This window comes from Flavobacterium aciduliphilum (assembly GCF_003268855.1).
GTDB lineage: Bacteria > Bacteroidota > Bacteroidia > Flavobacteriales > Flavobacteriaceae > Flavobacterium > Flavobacterium aciduliphilum.
Map to the genome: position 1 here is coordinate 152198 of NZ_QLSZ01000001.1, position 18107 is coordinate 170304.

Sequence of the window (18107 nt, forward strand, 5' to 3'; positions counted from 1 at the left end):
TGGAAAAAAGAAAATAAAATAAAGAGAAAAAACTTTTTACTAATCACTAATCACTCACTTGTACGCAATACTCGACATAGAAACCACTGGAGGTCAATTCAATGAAGAAGGAATTACCGAAATAGCCATTTATAAATTTGATGGTCATGAGGTTGTGGATCAATTTATTAGTTTGGTGAATCCTGAAAAAGAAATCCAACCTTTCGTAGTAAAATTGACGGGAATCAATAATGCCATGCTACGTTCTGCGCCAAAGTTTTATGAAATTGCGAAACGCATTATTGAAATTACAGAAGGCTGTATTGTTGTGGCCCACAATTCATCATTTGATTATCGAATATTGCGAACAGAATTTAATCGACTCGGATATAGTTATATTCGTCCCACACTTTGTACTGTGGAATTATCTAAAAAATTAATTCCAGGAATGGATTCGTATAGTTTGGGAAAATTAGTTCGTGCACTAGGAATTCCAGTCTCGGATAGACATCGAGCCAATGGAGATGCCCTTGCGACAGTAAAATTATTCAAATTATTACTCACAAAAGATACGGAAAAAGTAATTTTAAACCAATTGGTTAAAGCCGACATCAAGAGTGGTTTATCGCCAAAATTGCTCGATATTGTAGAAAGTTTACCATCTAGAACCGGAATTTACTATATCCATAATGAAAAAGGAACGCTTATTTATATTGGAAAAAGCAAGAATATCAAAAAAAGAGTAAACCAACATTTTACAGGAAAAACAAATAAGTGTAAAAAAATACAATTAGAAGTTTTCGCTGTTACTTATGAAGAAACAGGAAGCGAACTCATTGCCTTACTAAAGGAAAGTGAAGAGATTAAAATCAACAAACCCATTTACAATCGGGCACAACGCAAAAGTATTTTTCAATGGGCTTTGTATGAATCGTTGGACGAAAATGGATACTTAAATTTGCGACTTCAAAAAGCAGATGGTAGAAAAAAAGAAATCACAGCTTTTACATCCATTCAGGAAGGAAAAAATGCCTTGTTTAGAATTACAGAAAAATACCGTCTATGTCAAAAATTGAACGGTTTATATGAAACTCAAAAAGGGTGTTTTCAGCATAAAATAAAAGAATGTAATGGTGCTTGTCTTGGCAAAGAACCTTCAACAACCTATAACGAACGTGTCGAGGCGTTTATTCATGATATGTCTTTTGAAAACAACAACATGATTATTATGGATAAAGGAAGAAGAGTTGATGAGCGAAGTGCTATTCTTATTGAAAACGGATTGTACAAAGGGTATTGTTTTTATGATTTGAATTATCAAATTACAAATATTGATGTTTTAAAAAACATTCTAATTCCAATGCATAATAATCGAGATACAAGAACTATTATTCAAAGTTATTTGAGAAAAAATAAGGTATTAAAAATAATGAAATTTTAGTATTTGTAAATTAGAACCACACTTTGGAAAATTATTTAATCACTATCATTGGCCCAACTGCTATTGGAAAAACTTCCTTAAGCATTGCTTTGGCCCAACATTATAATTGTGCTATTCTTTCTTGTGACAGCCGTCAATTTTTCAAGGAAATGAGTATTGGAACAGCTGTTCCAAACCATATAGAACTATCTAGTGCAACACATCATTTTATTCAAAATAAATCGGTATTCGAACGCTATTCTGTCGGAGATTTTGAAAAAGAAGCGCTTGCCAAATTGGACGAATTGTTTTTGAAAAGCAACGTTCAGATTATGGTAGGTGGTTCCGGATTGTATGTAGATGCCGTATTGAAAGGATTTGATGATTTTCCAGAAATTGATTCGAAAATTAGAACTGAAATCCATTCGAAATATGATACCTCAGGAATCGAAAATTTACAAAAGACTTTGCAAGAATTAGATCCTGATTATTACAACAAATTGCTTTCTGAAAACCCACAAACGTTGCAAAACCCACAGCGCATGAAACGCTTTGTAGAAATCTGTCTTGGAACTGGAAAACCTTATTCTTCCTTTATTAATCAGAAAAAAAACAATAGAACCTTTATTCCTATTATTATTGGTTTGGAAGCCGATAGAGACGTGCTATATGATAGAATCAACCAACGCGTCGATAGTATGATAGGTGAAGGTTTATTGGCAGAAGCCGAAAAATTGTATCCTTACAGGCAGTTAAATGCCTTGCAGACTGTTGGCTATAGAGAATTGTTTGACTACTTTGATGGAACCATTACGTTGAATTTTGCCATTGAAGAAATCAAGAAAAACACCCGCCGATTTGCCAAACGTCAATTAACATGGTTTAAACGTACTGAAAATGCTACTTGGTTTGATTATTTAATGGATAGAAAAAAGATAATTCATTTTATAGATGGTCAAATTAGGAATACAAATTCAAGTACTTAGAGAAATTTAAATATTTTTTTTAGACTATGTAAAAAAACATAATTAAAAATGCCTATAGCTCCAAACTTCACATCTATTCTCACCAAAGATTGGGAAATCAATTTTTTACAATGTTATCCAAACGGTTTATTAAAACATACCGAATTATGCAATTTATTTCAACTAACAGCGGCATTACATGCTGAATTGGGAGGCATTAGTTTTAGAGACATGCAAGCCTTTCATCAAGCTTGGGTGTTGAGTAGGATGCGAGTTGAAGTCAAACGATTGCCCAAATGGAACGATACTGTTACTGTCAAAACTTGGATACAATCTTTAGAAAACTCTCGTTCAATACGTTGTTTAGAGTTGTATTTGAATGATGAAAAGCTAGCCGGTTGTGAGACGTATTGGGCAGTTTTCAATACCCAAACACGGCGTCCAGAGTCATTAGCATTGCCACATGATCATTTTGAGAAATTCTCAAACAATCATGCTACAACCCTTAGTTTTTCAAAAATTGACTTCCCTTCTACTTATGATGAAATCACGAGATATACTGTATTGCTATCCGATTTAGACATTGTAAATCATGTAAATAGCGTAAAATATTTGGAATGGTGTTTGAATTATATAGATCCTAAAGCACTAGTACAACAAGAGCTTACTTCTTTTGACATGAATTATATCAAGGAAGTGTCACTCCATGAATCTGTGACTTTAGCTCAAAATAAAAATACTTTTGTTATAACTAAAGCAGGAAAAGTCTGTTTTGGGTTACAGCTTGAAATGAAACCCTAGACTTCTATATTCTACAAATTAAGTAGCCCTGATGGAAACGGCATCCTTTTTCTTGTTTCTTTAACAAGGAAAAGATACAGTGAACAGCAGGAATAGCTCATAAAAAAGCTCCAATTTCTTGGAGCTATAGATTTATTTCTTAATTACTAATCGAAATCCTTCGCCATGAATATTTAAAATTTCCACATTAGGATCATCTTTAAGATATTTTCTTAATTTGGCGATGTAGACATCCATGCTTCGCGAGGTGAAGTAATTATCGTCTCTCCAAATCTTTGTAAGCGCTAATTCACGGGGCATTAAATCTTCTACATAAAGCGTTAGCATTTTCAACAATTCATTTTCTTTTGGAGAAAGTTTGATAGGTTCTTTTCCTGGAAATGTTAAAAAACGTAATTTAGAGTTTAGGTGGAATTTACCGATTTGAAATTCAAATTGTGCCGAGTCTGTCTTTGTCTCGGAAGATTTACGTTGCATGATGGCTTTTATTTTCATCAATAAAACTTCAGAATCGAAGGGTTTATTGAGATAATCATCGGCTCCAACTTTATATCCCTTTAATACGTCTTCTTTCATGGTTTTGGCAGTTAAAAAAACGAGAGGCACTTCTTTATTTTTTTCTCTAATTTCTTTAGCTAAAGTGAAACCGTCTTTGTAGGGCATCATGACATCCAGAATGCACAAATCGAAGGTGTCTTTTTTAAACTTTTCGAAACCTTCCATACCATTTTTAGCCAAAGTAACTTCAAAGTCGTTCAGCATGAGGTAGTCTTTCAAGATGGCACCAAAATTTTGATCATCTTCTACCAACAATATTTTTTTGTTTTCTTTTTCCATATTTTTTTAATTTATTAGTGGAACTTTTATAATAAATGTACTTCCTTTTCCTTTTTCACTTTCGACAAAAATCTGACCATTATGATCTTCAACAATCCGCTTTACATAGGCTAATCCTAATCCATGACCTTTCACATTATGCAAATCGCCTGTATGCTCTCTATAAAATTTTTCGAAGATTCTTTTTTGAGCCGTTTTACTCATACCCGCTCCTTCGTCTTTAACTTTAACAACAATAAAGTCTTTTATGTTTTCAGTGTAAACAGTAATAACGGGAGAATTTGGAGAATATTTTATCGCATTATCTAAAATATTAACAATAACATTCGTAAAATGCACATCATTTAACAAAACCGTACTTCTTTCTGCATCAAGATGAGCAGTGATTTTACCTTGTCTATCTTCAATAATCAAATGAACGTGTTCAATGGCATCTTCAATAATATCATGAATATTGAGAGGCTCTTTTGTAATTTCAAGTTCTTTTCTCTCGAGTTTTGAAATTCGAAGTACATTCTCAACTTGAGCATGCATGCGTTTGTTTTCATCTCGAATCATTTGCAAATACCTAAATATCTTCTCTTTATCTTCTATAACCTTAGGATTTTTAATAGCATCTAAAGCTAAATTTATAGTAGCAATAGGTGTTTTAAATTCGTGTGTCATATTATTAATAAAATCAGTCTTAATTTCAGAAATTTGACGTTGTTTTATCAATTGATGCAATGCGTTCGAGTAGGCAATGATGATGATTAATGTAAAAATTATAGAGAGTAACGTAATCGCAAGTACATCTGAAAATAAGAACTTCTTCTTTTGTGGGAATGAAATCAACAACGAATACTTAGATCTCCCTTCATTATCTAAGAAAATGGGAATTGAAAACGTATTACTTTTATCAAATACAAAATGCTCTGAACGTATTTTTGTAGCAAGTCCGTTGCTGTATACATTAAATTCAAAAGGAGTTTTTACTCCGTAAACGTCTAACTCATTAGCTAATAATTTTTGTAGATTTTCTTTTGAAACTCTATCTTGAATAGGATAATTAGCCGCAACATCTTTATATTGAATTTCAAATCCGGCGCGTTCTAATATTTCTAATTTTCCTGATTTTTCAATAGTTATATCAGGAGTGATTTTATTTTTTAGTTCAGAATTATCAAAAGAATTACCGCTAAAAATCTCCGTTTTTCTTTTAGCAGCATAACTTTTTAATTTTGCATTCTCTGCTTTTTTGTCAAAGAGCGTCGAAAATATATCATAATCTTCAGCAATAATACTATTCGAATAAATTATAGTTTCGTTTGTCTTGGCATTTCTTTGATAATAGCCATATTCAAGAAAATCATTTTTTTGGGGAGTTATTCCCTTTGTCTGTTTTAATTTTTCGTATTTATTGTAAAACGAATATTCCTCTTGTGCTTGAAGTTTGTCGGCTACATTCCCCAAGACTTGTTTAATATGAAATGTAAATTGTTCTTCGCTTTTTTCTAATGAGGTTTCAAACCAATATACTTGGACTAAAATAATCCCAATAAGGGAAATACTCATTAACAAAACTAAGAGTCGAAATACAAATTTATTCATCATAACAAAATTAGTATTTTAACAATAATTTTGTTAATAGATTAACCAAACATTAACAACTCAAGTTATTATTGCGTTTTTAGCAAAACACTAAGTAGTTGGTCGATTTCTTTTTTAGTATTTTCAAAATTTTCATTATTTATTACGAATTGACTTCGTTCTTTCCGTTCTTCATCCGATAGTTGATTGTTCATTCGTTGAATAATTTTATCTCTTGTGGTATTATCTCTTTTTAAAACTCTTTCAATTCGATTCTCAGTAGGCGCAGTAACAGTAACTATCATATCACAATCTTTGTAACCACCACTTTCAAATAATATAGCCGTCTCTTTAAAAATAAAGGGAGCATTCTTATGTTCCAGAACCCAATTCTTAAAGTGTTTTTTTACAGCAGGATGTACAATACTATTTAATTTTTTTAGTTGTTCTGAGTCTTTAAAAACTAAAGCAGCTAATTTATCTCTGTTAATTGTTCTGTCTGAATTAAGAATATCATTTCCAAAAACAACAGCTATTTTGGAAATAATTTCAGGCTGTTCCATTACTTTTTTGGCTTCTACATCTGAGATATATACAGGAACACCCTTTGATTGAAGGTATTGCGCTATGGTTGTTTTTCCGCTACCAATTCCTCCTGTCAAGCCAATAATTTTTGGGATTCTTAAAATTTTATCATCCGTATTTTCTACGATTTTTTTTTCAGTAACAAAACTTCCTTTTTCTTCAAAATGATTTTCTTCTGAAATTTTAAAAAACAATTTTGGATATTTTTTTTTAGGATCTCTTTTTAAAATTGAAATAAAAAAATGTGATTCTAAAAAACTGACACCATACCCAAAAAACTGCTTCCAAACCGCAATAACCGAGAGTCCTCCTATTATAACACTTTTATTTTGAATAGATGCTAATAGAAAAACACAAACAAAATAGACAAAATAAAGTTTCAATCCCCAATCAAAAAGAAGGAATACTGAAAGAAAAGAAAGTACTAAACCTATTACAAATAAAGAAGGAAACCAATAGGTTATTTTTTTATATTCTGGATACCAGCTGTTTAATATAGGTCTTGCCTTACCAAATTTTGATACCTGTATACTAAATTTCTCCCAATCAATTCTTCGTTTATGATATACAAATGCTTTTGGAAATAATCTTGTATCAAATCCTAACTTCCATAACCTTATCGACAAATCTGGATCTTCTCCTGGGTGAATATTACCAAAACCTTTAGACATTTCAAAAGCTTTCTTTGAAATCCCCATATTAAAACTTCTAGGTTGAAATTTATCTATCTTCTCTGAACCTCCTCTTATTCCTCCCGTAGTGATAAAAGAAGTCATGGCAAAATTTATAGCTTTTTGAATCGTAGAAAATGACTTTAATGCTTTATCTGGTCCTCCAAAACAATCGACAAACTTTTCATCCAGAGCATTTTCAACTTCATTTAAATAATCCTTAGGAATAATACAATCGGAATCGAAAATGATAAAATAATCCCCTTTTGCATTTTTCATTCCAAAATTTCTAGAATCACCTGGTCCAGAATTCGGTTTATAATAATAGGATATTAACAACATGTTTTTGTATTTCTCTACAATATTTTGACACGTTGTTTCTGACCCATCCTCAACGATAACTATTTCAAATTCTTTGCTATATGATGTTTTTACTAAACTTTCTAATAATTCATCAATTTCATCAGGTCTATTATAAACTGGAATAATTATTGAAAAAAACATGTTCTATTTATTTTGAAACAAATATACTTTAATAACAAACAAAAAGTCCTGCAATAGCAGGACTTTTTTTCAATTCGATTTTGTAAAAATTATTCTTTTACAACTTTTATTGTTTTGATTTGATCATTAGCAGTTACTTTAACTAGATAAGTTCCAGCCGCTAAAGAAGACATATCAACTTGACCTTGAACATCATTATTTGCTTTAACTATCATTTCTTGACCTAATAAGTTAATAACTTGTATTTTAGTTATAGATGTATTATTAGAAATAGTTAAGACATCTTTCACTGGATTAGGATAGAATGTAAATCCTTCGCTAGAAAACACATTAGAACTTAATGAAGCATCATATGCTGAAATCATAAAATCTCTTGCACTAGTTGTTGGAACTGAGCTATATTTCCAAACCCCAATATAGATTGTATCATTTGGTGTTAATCCTGTTAAACTTAATAACGACATCAAATTGTTAGCTCCTGCTGGACCTCCATCATCATCACAACCAATTTGAGTCAACGAACCACACGTTCCAGTAAATGCTGCTACAATAGAATCTGATATTGAGTTAGAAGAAGCAACTTGTGTCTCAATAGTTAAACTTCCTGATGCAGGAACTTGAACAGTATACCAAACATCAGAATTAGACAATGACTGGCAAGAAGGTGTAATTCCTGCAGTAGTAGTTGCTCCATATAATGTTCCAGAGACTGCATTATCTGCAAAAACACCTCCTGGTGTTAAAGTAATAGCATTAGAACATAAATCATTAGCTGGAGGCGTAGCAAATGTAGTAAATGAAATAGTTACCCAAACGCTATCAGAACCCGAACCACAATTTGATCTTACATGAAAATAATACGTTGTCAACGGAGTCAATGAATTAGCATCATATGAAAGTGCATTTGTAACTGTCCCCGAAGTAGTTGGATCGGAAGCATTAGTATCTAACACATATTCATAACTTACAGGCGCTACAGGAGGCACACCCCATGACAATGTTACAGTAGAATCTGTTAATGCCGAATATGCTACATTTACAGGTTCCACACACGCTGGTGATGGTTCCCAAATTACATCATCAATCAACACACTATATCCAGGAACACCTGTATGTCTAAAAGCAAGTACTTGATTAGTTCCTGGTGCAGTTCCTAAATAAGCAACAAATTGATCATAAACAGTAGTTGAAGTAGTTGTAAAAGTTTGAACTGCTACGAAAGAAGTGGCATCTGATGGGTTTGTTAAATACCCTACTTCAATATTACCTCCTAAAGTAAAGTTTCCTCTAGCTTTAAAACGTAATCTATGCGTATTATCTCCTGCGTTTGAAACTGGAATCATTGAAACAATTCCCTGACTTGTAGCACTTGACCCATACAAATACAAGTTATTGGGTTGTGAAGGTGCAGAAGCTGATGCTTGAACATAAGTATTTCCTCCTGTTCCTACTCTAGCCCAACAAACTGGAAATTCAACTGCCGCATCAAAATTTTCAGAAAAATCAGTCACAGCATTACACAATGTTGCAAAAGTAGCCATACTACTCCATGCAGAAGAATCTGTACTACTACAAACAGAACGTACCCAAACATAATAGGTAGTTGCCGTAGTCAATAAAGGCAAATCAACGGTTGTAGTACCTGCTCCAACAGCTCCAGTCGCTGTATCAGTAGTCAACGGTGCAGTGTTAGTAGTTGATAAATAATATTCATAACCATTACCAGGATCTGTTACTGAAGTATTCCATGAAATTGTTGCTGATGTAGTCGTTATATTAGACACAACCACACCAGTAGGTGCGATACATGTGGGCGGTGTTCCACAAATAACATATCTAGTTCTACAAACTTGCTCTCCACCACATGCTCCATCATCTAAGTGAGTGTAAAAATAAATATCCCCAGAAACAGTAGCTACCCATGTAACAGAACCTGTCCCGGTTGTTTCTGCAGTTGCTCCAGAATCTGTACTTAATGTTACAATATCTGTCGTAACAGAACTCCCAAAAGTATAGGTTTCTCCTTGCGTAACAGTTACTACCGAATACTCACTTGCATATCCACAAGTAGTAATATTATTTTGTGTCAACCCGTCACAAGTAGCAATAGTATAAGTACTTGATGGCCACTGTCCATTGTCAGACGTTAAACATTGAGCTGAAAGTAAGGATGAGAATCCAAACATCAACATAAATAATAAAGTAATTTTTTTCATATAAAAACTTTTTAAGTATTAATGGGTTAAAAGTACATAAAAAAACTCGAAATATAAAATTTCGAGTTTTTTTGTTATTTCTTTTATAATTTATTTTATACTTGAAATGTCTACTAGTTCATTAGTATCCGCTTGATAATCTACTCCTTCAAAACCAAAACCAAATAAATTAAGAAAATCTTGTTTGTAGCCTGCTAAATCTCCTATAGCGGGTAAAGTTTCGGTTGAAGCTTCTTTCCAAAGTGCTGCGACTTGATCTTGAACATCCTCACGCATTTCCCAATCATCAATTCTAATTCTTCCCTTTGAATCCGTAGGTATTTCTTGCCCAGAGTATAATCTTTGGCTATACAATCGTTGCATTTGCTCTATACACCCCTCATGAATTCCTTTTTCTTTCATCGTTTTGTATAATAACGAAATATAAAGCGGTATAACAGGAATTGCGGAGCTTGCTTGAGTTACTAGAGCTTTATTGACCGATACATAAGCTTTACCTCCTACTCCTTCCATCTTTTTTGAAATTTCAAAAGCTGTAGCTTCCAAATGATCTTTGGCTCTACCAATAGTCCCTTTACGATATACGGCCTCGGTAACCTCTGGACCTATGTATGAGTAGGCTAACGTCATCGCTCCTGTAGCTAAAACATTCGCTTCTATTAAGGCATCCATCCACATTGACCAATCTTCTCCTCCCATTACAACTACAGTATTGTCAATATCATCTTGATTAGCAGGTTCTATGGTCACCTGACTCACTTTTCCTGTATGAAAATCAACAGTACTATTGGTAAACGTTGAGCCAATAGGTTTTAGAGTTGAACGATGTAAAACCCCTGTCATTGGATGTAATCGTACTGGGGATGCTAAACTGTATATCACTAAATCAACCTGACCTAAATCATTCTTAATCAAATCTATTACCTGTTCTTTAACTTCATTTGAAAAAGCATCTCCATTAATACTTTTAGCATACAATCCTTCATTATGTGCTTCTTTTTCAAAAGCCGCTGAGTTATACCATCCTGGGGTGGCCGTTTTCCCTTCTGAAGCTGGTTTTTCAAAAAATACTCCAATAGTTGCTGCGTCACATCCAAAAGCACTTGTTATCCTTGAAGCCAATCCGAAACCAGTGGATGCCCCTATCACTAATACTTTTTTTGCTCCTTCTATTTTCCCTTTAGATTTTACATAATTAATCTGATTTTTCACATTTTGCTCACACCCTTTAGGATGAGCTGTTAAACAGATAAAACCCCGCATTCTTGGTTCTATAATCATATCTAATTTATTTTTGTTTGTATGTTATGAGCAAAGATAATTCATTTTTTTAGTTAAGCAATTCTTTTGCATGCATTAATGCTGCTTCTGAAATTTTAGATCCCGAGAGCATTTGGGCTATTTCCACTACTCGTTCTTCCGAATTTAAAACCTTAATTTCTGATTGTGTATGGTGCTCATGAATTACTTTAAAAACTTTGAAATGTTCAGCGCCTTTAGACGCAATTTGAGGCAAATGAGTAATTGCAAAAACCTGAATATTAGCACTCATATCCTTCATCACATCAGCCATTTTGGAAGCAATTTCTCCGGAAACCCCCGTATCAATCTCATCAAAAATTATGGTCGGTAAATTCAAATATTTAGAAATGATAGATTTTATAGCCAACATAATTCTAGACAATTCTCCTCCCGATGCAATTTTTTTTAGTAATCCAAAATTCGACCCTTTATTGGCTGAAAATAAAAATTCAATTTCGTCTTTCCCATTATAAAAAAACTCATTTTTCTCTTCAATAAGAATATTAAATCGAGCATTTTCCATTCCGAGTTTATTTAAAACATCGGTTAATTGATTTTGAAGGATTGGGACAATCTTATTTCGGTTCGCATGAATTATTTTAGCCAATTCATCTAACTTTTGATTTTGAATGTTGATAGATTCTTGTAGAGCTGCTATTTCTTCCTGAAGTGACGAAACTGAAATCATTTTTTCATCAAGCTCTAGTTGTATTCTCAACAACTCGTCCACTGTGGCTACTTGATGTTTCTTTTGCAGACTGTAAATAACTTGTAATTTATCGCTACTTTTCTGTAAAAGTTCAGGATCAGAAGAGGCAGAATCCGCTATTTTAATAAGCTCACGCTCCATGTCATCACACTCGATCAACAAGCTATTGATACGTTCAAACATGTCCTGAAATTCTTGAGAAATAGGTGTCATTTTTTGGAAAACACTTTTTATTTCTTTCAAATTTTGCAGAATCCCAAAATTCTCGTCTGAAACGAGTTGTAATGATCGCCCAATACTTTCTTTTATAAATTCTACATGGGTTAATTTCTCAACGATACGTTCTAAATCTTCTTGCTCTCCTGTTTTTAAATTAGCTTCTTTTAATTCATTCAGTATAAAAGCATTATATTCTTGCTCTTTTTGATTTTGATGGAGCCTGTTTTGCTTATCTAATAATTCTGAATGACATTTTTTAAATAATTTTAATTGAACGGAAAAGTTCTGAATCAAATCCTCATGCCCAGCAATTTTATCAATCACTCGAAATTGCATCCCCTCTGAAAATAATTCTTGGGTTTGATGTTGTGAATGAATATCAACTAAAACTTGACTTAAATCTTGAAGAGTGTTAAGATTTACCGGTGTATCATTAATGAATGCTCTAGTTTTTCCTGAAGGTAAAATCTCTCTACGAATTATGGTATCGTCATCATAATCAATATCATTCTCATCAAAAAAAGTCTGTAACCCATAATTTTTAATATTAAAATGAGCTTCAATAACACATTTTTCATCTTTATTTTTCAAAGAACTTAAATCGGCTCTTTTTCCCAATACTAATCCAAGTGCGCCAAGTAAAATTGATTTACCCGCACCTGTTTCACCAGTAATAACAGAAAAGCCATCTGAAAATTTTACTGATAACTTTTCAATTAGAGCAAAATTCTCAATTCCTAGATACGTAATCATGAGACAGTTAAATTAGTTCTTAATTGTAGCCCATTTTGCTGCATTTAAAGGAGAAATCTTTGTTAACTGATCAACTAAACCTTCTGCAGAAACATTTGGACCTCCAGTAAATATAGACACAATTTCATCGGCTTTAGAATCAAAAAAGACGCGAGATAAGTAAGAATTAGGTCTTGAATCGTATAATAACGCCAATGTATTTATTGCCTTTACAATGGACGCTTTTGCTGTTTTACTATTTTTTGCCATCATGTCTAAACCCTCAAAATGGTACTGAAACATCGCTTCTCTGTATGGTCTGAACGTTGGAGAAAGCATATCGTTAACAAGATAATATCGATTTTGAGTTTTGTCCGTTTGTGACCAGCCTTTAATTCCAGAAGGAGCTGCTAACACAACAATAGATTGAGCCGATTGAAAATAATCCGCACCACTATCCAATTTAAATGTCTCCGCGTCAACCCCAATAATGATGTAACAATAATAAGCTATTGTTGAAATCAAATTAGAATCAAAATTATTTGGATTGTAGTATAAATTTTGAAATTCAATGTATTGAAAATTAAAATCTTTATCATTAATATTCAAGATGGGAGCTGAAAAATTTGAATTGTAAATGGGTCTTGAGGCTTGTACTTGAATACTTGCTTCAAAATTGTTAGAATCATAGGAGTTGAGGGTAATAAACATAGAACAGTTTATTTTCTCATTGTCCTTATATGTTTTCTCAGTCCAAGCCGTTTTATTAATAAACTCCGTAAGTGAAGATTCTAACGTTTTAAATATTTGAGTATTAGCATTTGTAATTTTATCATAATTAACCACCACCTTACAATTTAATTCTTGAGCCTGTATTGTAATGGCAAAAAACGTTAAAAAGACACTATATATTATTTGTTTCATAATGCAAAATTACTTTGTTTAAAATATCAATAGCTACGGCCTCTTTTGTTTTTAATTCAAATGATTCCATAAAAAAATGTTTATCAATAAACGTTACTTTATTGGTTGATGTTCCAAATCCCGCTCCTGTATCTTGTAACGAATTTAAGACAATCATATCTAAGTTTTTTTTCTGAATTTTTGCCTTAGCATTCTCAACTTCATTTTCTGTTTCAAGGGCAAATCCTATTAGAAATTGATTCTTTTTAGATTGACCCAAAGATGCTAAAATATCTTGAGTTTTCTCTAATTCGATCGTAAAATTTGCATCGTTTTTTTTAATCTTCTGTTCTGCCTTTTGCTTGGGTCTGTAATCGGCAACAGCAGCTGCAGCAATAGCAACATCTACTTCATCATAAAAACGATGACATGCTTCATACATTTGAGCCGCAGAAACTACATCAACTCGTTCAATCAATTCATTTTTGGTTTGCAAATGCGTTGGACCTGTTACTAAAATCACTTTTGCTCCCAGACTTGCGGCATGATTTGCAATATCAAATCCCATTTTTCCTGAGGAATGATTTCCTATAAAACGTACAGGATCTATCGATTCGTATGTCGGACCAGCAGTAACCAATATTTTTTTATTTCGTAAAGGTAACTGATTGGCAATATGCGCCTCAATAAAGGAAATAATATTTTCAGGTTCTGCCATTCTTCCTTCTCCTATCAAACCACTAGCTAACTCTCCTGATTCTGCCGGAATCATGATATTCCCATATTGTTGCAGTAGCTCAAGAGACGCGATAGTGGAAGGATGTTTGTACATGTCTAAGTCCATTGCAGGTGCAAAATAAACTGGACATTTAGCAGACAAATAGGTTGCTACCAATAAATTATCAGAGTTCCCATTAGCCATTTTAGCAAGCGTATTGGCCGTTGCTGGAGCAATCACCATAAAATCGGCCCACAAACCTAATTCTACATGATTATTCCACTGAACTTGGTCTGACTCTTCATTTGTAAACGAAGATAAAACCGGGTTTTTTGACAATGTTGACAGCGTAAGAGGAGTAACAAAATCTAAAGAAGCAGGTGTCATGATTACTTGAACCTGAGCACCTGCTTTTATGAATAGTCGTACTAAATTAGCTGTTTTATATGCAGCAATACCACCAGAAATGCCTAGTACTATTTTCTTACCGCTTAAAACAGACATTATTACTATTATTTATTAGTATCTTTGTAATAAATTTTACCTTCTAGCCATTCTTGAACCGCTAATGCATGAGGCTTAGGCAATTTTTCATAAAATTTAGATACTTCTATTTGTTCTTTATTTTCAAAAATTTCTTCCAAACTATCATTGTATGTAGCAAATTCCTCTAGCTTATCAATCAATTCTCTTTTAATTTCGGTATTGATTTGGTTAGCTCGTTTTGCCATGATTGTGATTGCTTCGTAAACATTCCCAGTAGGCTCTTCAATAGCTCGTTTATTGTAAGTTATTGTATTTACTGGTGCATTGGTTTTCTTTAAATCCATAACTGTTTATTATTTTGAAAATTGTTGTAATTCTTTATCTATTTTAGCAAGCATATCATCCGCTTTCGCTTTGTACTTGGTGTCTGCTTTAAATTTCATCAAACTATTGTATGCTGTCTTTGCAACATTTAAACGTTCTTGCATCTTACTAGGCACGCTATTTATAGCCAATTGATATGCCGAATCAAATTTGTAATACAAAGCATCTTCTTTAAAAACGGTTCCTGGGAAATCCGAAATAAAATTGTCGAATGCGATTTGAGCGGCTTTAAAATCAGAAATCGTGTTGTATTGCTTTGCGTTTTCAAAGGCTTTCTTTTCTAACTTAAATTTCAATTCTTTTACAAGACCATTTGCTTCAGTCATGTAGGTTGAATTAGGAAAAGCATCAATGAAATTCTGCAATTTATCTAATGCTTTTTCAGTATCAGCTTGATCTAAGCTGTAGACAGGTGATAATTTTGAATAACACTTTGCACCCAAAAATGCAGCTTCTTCATGTTTTTCACTTTTAGGATAACTAGAAGCAAAATTTTCAAATTGATACCCTGCTAAATAATATTGCTCGGTTTTGTAATATGACTGAGAAAACATATAAAACAATTTCTCTGCTTGAGGCTTGCCTTTGTAGGAGGGTGTAATTTGTTCAAAGAGTCTAATAGCTCTTTGGTACTTCCCTTTGTCATACATTTTAGTAGAAACCTCATACTTAACAGCAATATCATCCGATTTTAGCGCTTTCTGATATTCACTACACGATGAAAAAAAGACAACAACAACAATTAGTGAAACTATTTTATTCATTTTTTATTTTATAATTGCTCGGTTTACCAAAGATTTAGCTTTCAAAAAAACCGAACTGCAAAATTAGTTAATTAATTAGAGATTACGAAATATTTTTTTTATTTTTCATTCAGTGTTTTTGTAAACTCACAAAGCTTATCAGCTAGCCCTTGATTTACATTTACAAGAGGCAAACGAACTGTATTTTCAGACAACCCCAGAATCTTAAAAACTTCTTTAATTCCTGCAGGATTCCCTTGTTCAAATATCATATCTATTGCATCTGCCAAGGCATAATGTAACTCATAAGCTTGATCTACTTTTCGCTCTAAACCTAATCGAACCATTTGAGAAAACTGCTTGGGAAACCCCTCTCCTATTACAGATATTACACCACTTCCTCCTGCTAAAATCATAGGCAACGTAATCATATCATCTCCTGAAATCACAAGAAAATTATCCGGTTTATTTTGCAACAACTTCATCGCTTGAACAAGATCACCAGCCGCTTCTTTGATTGCTACAATGGAATCAAATTCTTTCGCTAATCGATGAACGGTAGCTGGCAACATATTGCTTCCCGTCCTACCAGGCACATTATACAAAATAATTGGTTTTGGACTCATCGTTGCAATAGCTTTAAAATGTTGGTAAATCCCTTCTTGAGTAGGCTTATTATAGTAAGGAGAAACCGATAGTATCGCAACAAAATCAGAAAAATCTCTCGATTGTAATTCCTCAATAACTTCATTTGTATTGTTGCCTCCAACTCCAAGTACAAGAGGTAATCTTCCTCGATTTGCATCTACAACCGTTCGAATCACCAATTCTTTTTCAGATTTAGTCAAAGTAGCACTCTCCGCTGTAGTACCCAAAACTACGAGATAATCAATTCCATTATCAATTTGATAATTTACTATTTTTACTAGTGCCTCAGTATCTACAGAGAAATCCTTTTTGAACGGAGTGACAAGCGCTACTCCTGTCCCTATTAATGCTTGCATATTATATTTTGTTAAGTATTTTCAAATATTTAAATAATTCTTCTAAAAAAACCGCGTAATTTTCAGCATTGGAATGAATCATAAAGTGATTGAGTCTTTTATCAACAGAAGTAAAACCCACTTTAAATTTAGCTTTAGATTCATAAGTAGCAAGTAAAAGTGGCGTTTTTTCTACATCATAATAACTTATTAACATATCAAAATTTTGTGCAACAAAACACTTGTACGCTTCTCCTGAAACTGATGATGTCCAACTCAAATTTTTATAACTAAAAACAGGATACTTAAAACTTTCATTTTTTTTTAGCTTGTCTTTGAATACTAATAGTTGAATATTCCCTCTATTTATTCCATTATTAAGCAACTCTTCAACAAATTTTTCTCGTTCAAAAAAGTATGTTTCGTCCAAAATAATCCCCACATTGACTACAGAACTTTCTGAATTTAAAAGCGTTGAGTTATTCAAACGCTTTTTAACTATTTTTTTTGTCCAAAAGTTCTTTATTTTAATCAAAAACATTGTATTTTTACTTGTTTACAAATTTAATCAATTTTAGTATATTATTCAGATGGTAAATCTAAAAAACTATAACGTTGTAATGAAATATTTTGTTTTATTATTAACATTTACAGCAACGCTTTCGTGTACTAGTCCTAAATATGCCGTTACAAAAATCGAAGGCAAAAAAATCGGGATTACTGAATCTCAAGTGGGAAAATCTGAAATAGAAAATTACATCAAACCTTATAGAGACAAAATAGATGCTGATTTGAATGAAGTTCTTGCCTATTCCCCAGAAAATTTGGATAAATCGGGAGAGTGGCAAACCAATATTGGTTGCTTTTTAGCCGACATTACTTTTGAAAAATCAAATCCAATATTTGAAAAAAGAACCTCAAAAAAAATTGATATTTGTTTACTAAATCATGGCGGAATTCGAACCATTATTCCAAAAGGGCCCGTAACAGCTCGTAATGCTTATGAAGTTATGCCATTTGAAAACAGTGCTGTAGTTATCGGATTACCTTCTGAACAAATCACCGAAATTGCCAACTACATTGTGAACGAAAAGAAGCCACATCCTCTTGCAGGTTTAACATTTACCATAGCCAAAGACAATACGGTAAAGGACTTGTTAGTTCAAGGAAAACCACTTGAGGCAAATCGGACGTATTATGTGGTAACTTCAGATTATTTATCTAACGGTGGTGACAACATGACATTCTTTAAAAAAGGAACTTCACGGGTCGATTTGGATTATAAATTGCGAAATATCATCATAGATTATTTCAAAGATGTGGATACCTTGAGAGTAAATAAAACGATAAGAATTACAAAAGAATAGGGATTTTAAACGTA

General features: G+C 32.8%; 16 protein-coding genes and 1 pseudogene. 4 read left to right on the forward strand and 13 right to left on the reverse strand.

Features of this window, described 5'->3' with window-relative positions; translation table 11 throughout:
- The first annotated feature begins 58 nt into the window (after positions 1 to 58).
- From CLV55_RS00660 to CLV55_RS00670, 3 genes are read left to right on the forward strand one after another with little or no spacing between them, the layout of a single operon-like run.
- The gene (locus tag CLV55_RS00660) at positions 59 to 1420 is read left to right on the forward strand and encodes an exonuclease domain-containing protein (protein WP_112111809.1); all 1362 of its coding nucleotides are present in this window, start codon (positions 59 to 61) and stop codon (positions 1418 to 1420) included.
- A gap of 23 nt (positions 1421 to 1443) precedes the next feature.
- Positions 1444 to 2385, forward strand: coding sequence for a tRNA (adenosine(37)-N6)-dimethylallyltransferase MiaA (gene miaA / locus CLV55_RS00665; protein WP_112111810.1), 942 nt, complete (start codon positions 1444 to 1446; stop codon positions 2383 to 2385).
- A gap of 48 nt (positions 2386 to 2433) precedes the next feature.
- Positions 2434 to 3165 carry an acyl-[acyl-carrier-protein] thioesterase gene (locus CLV55_RS00670; RefSeq protein WP_112111811.1) on the forward strand — a complete coding sequence of 244 codons (732 nt, stop codon included), beginning with the start codon at positions 2434 to 2436 and terminating at the stop codon, positions 3163 to 3165.
- A 132-nt stretch (positions 3166 to 3297) separates the two neighbouring features.
- Here CLV55_RS00670 and CLV55_RS00675 read toward each other — a convergent pair whose 3' ends face one another.
- The 13 genes and pseudogenes from CLV55_RS00675 to CLV55_RS00730 all read right to left on the reverse strand — a co-directional run bounded on the left by CLV55_RS00675 (position 3298) and on the right by CLV55_RS00730 (position 17267).
- Positions 3298 to 4002: a response regulator transcription factor gene (locus tag CLV55_RS00675; protein WP_112111812.1), complete on the reverse strand. Its 705-nt coding sequence runs from the start codon at positions 4000 to 4002 to the stop codon at positions 3298 to 3300.
- A gap of 6 nt (positions 4003 to 4008) precedes the next feature.
- The gene (locus tag CLV55_RS00680; protein WP_112111813.1) at positions 4009 to 5592 is read right to left on the reverse strand and encodes a sensor histidine kinase; all 1584 of its coding nucleotides are present in this window, start codon (positions 5590 to 5592) and stop codon (positions 4009 to 4011) included.
- 68 nt (positions 5593 to 5660) lie between these two features.
- Positions 5661 to 6350, reverse strand: coding sequence for a dephospho-CoA kinase (gene coaE, locus CLV55_RS12970; RefSeq protein WP_245902668.1), 690 nt, complete (start codon positions 6348 to 6350; stop codon positions 5661 to 5663).
- A pseudogene (locus CLV55_RS12975) lies at positions 6336 to 7331 on the reverse strand (glycosyltransferase); the annotation flags it as partial. The pseudogene CLV55_RS12975 and the gene coaE, both read right to left, overlap by 15 nt.
- An 89-nt stretch (positions 7332 to 7420) precedes the next feature.
- The gene (locus CLV55_RS00690; RefSeq protein ID WP_112111815.1) at positions 7421 to 9547 is read right to left on the reverse strand and encodes a T9SS type A sorting domain-containing protein; all 2127 of its coding nucleotides are present in this window, start codon (positions 9545 to 9547) and stop codon (positions 7421 to 7423) included.
- Positions 9548 to 9637: 90 nt separating this feature from the next.
- A complete protein-coding gene (fabV, locus tag CLV55_RS00695; RefSeq protein WP_112111816.1) occupies positions 9638 to 10828 on the reverse strand; it encodes an enoyl-ACP reductase FabV in 1191 nt (396 codons plus the stop codon).
- A 49-nt stretch (positions 10829 to 10877) separates the two neighbouring features.
- Positions 10878 to 12530, reverse strand: coding sequence for a DNA repair protein RecN (recN, locus tag CLV55_RS00700; RefSeq protein WP_112111817.1), 1653 nt, complete (start codon positions 12528 to 12530; stop codon positions 10878 to 10880).
- Between the two features lie 12 nt (positions 12531 to 12542).
- Positions 12543 to 13433, reverse strand: a complete 891-nt coding sequence (gene porD / locus CLV55_RS00705) for a type IX secretion system protein PorD (RefSeq protein WP_112111818.1) — start codon at positions 13431 to 13433, stop codon at positions 12543 to 12545.
- A complete protein-coding gene (gene coaBC, locus CLV55_RS00710) occupies positions 13414 to 14634 on the reverse strand; it encodes a bifunctional phosphopantothenoylcysteine decarboxylase/phosphopantothenate--cysteine ligase CoaBC (RefSeq protein ID WP_112111819.1) in 1221 nt (406 codons plus the stop codon). Before coaBC ends, porD begins: the two co-directional genes overlap by 20 nt.
- Positions 14635 to 14642: 8 nt before the next feature.
- Positions 14643 to 14960: a DNA-directed RNA polymerase subunit omega gene (locus CLV55_RS00715; RefSeq protein ID WP_112111820.1), complete on the reverse strand. Its 318-nt coding sequence runs from the start codon at positions 14958 to 14960 to the stop codon at positions 14643 to 14645.
- Positions 14961 to 14969: 9 nt separating this feature from the next.
- The gene (locus CLV55_RS00720; protein ID WP_112111821.1) at positions 14970 to 15764 is read right to left on the reverse strand and encodes an outer membrane protein assembly factor BamD; all 795 of its coding nucleotides are present in this window, start codon (positions 15762 to 15764) and stop codon (positions 14970 to 14972) included.
- Positions 15765 to 15862: 98 nt separating this feature from the next.
- Entirely contained in the window at positions 15863 to 16747 is an 885-nt protein-coding gene (dapA, locus tag CLV55_RS00725; RefSeq protein WP_112111822.1) for a 4-hydroxy-tetrahydrodipicolinate synthase, read from the reverse strand.
- A gap of 1 nt (position 16748) precedes the next feature.
- Positions 16749 to 17267 carry a DUF6913 domain-containing protein gene (locus CLV55_RS00730; RefSeq protein WP_112111823.1) on the reverse strand — a complete coding sequence of 173 codons (519 nt, stop codon included), beginning with the start codon at positions 17265 to 17267 and terminating at the stop codon, positions 16749 to 16751.
- Positions 17268 to 17346: 79 nt separating this feature from the next.
- Between CLV55_RS00730 and CLV55_RS00735 the strand changes: the two genes are divergently transcribed.
- A complete protein-coding gene (locus CLV55_RS00735) occupies positions 17347 to 18093 on the forward strand; it encodes a 5'-nucleotidase C-terminal domain-containing protein (RefSeq protein ID WP_317048358.1) in 747 nt (248 codons plus the stop codon).
- The last annotated feature ends 14 nt before the right edge of the window (positions 18094 to 18107 follow it).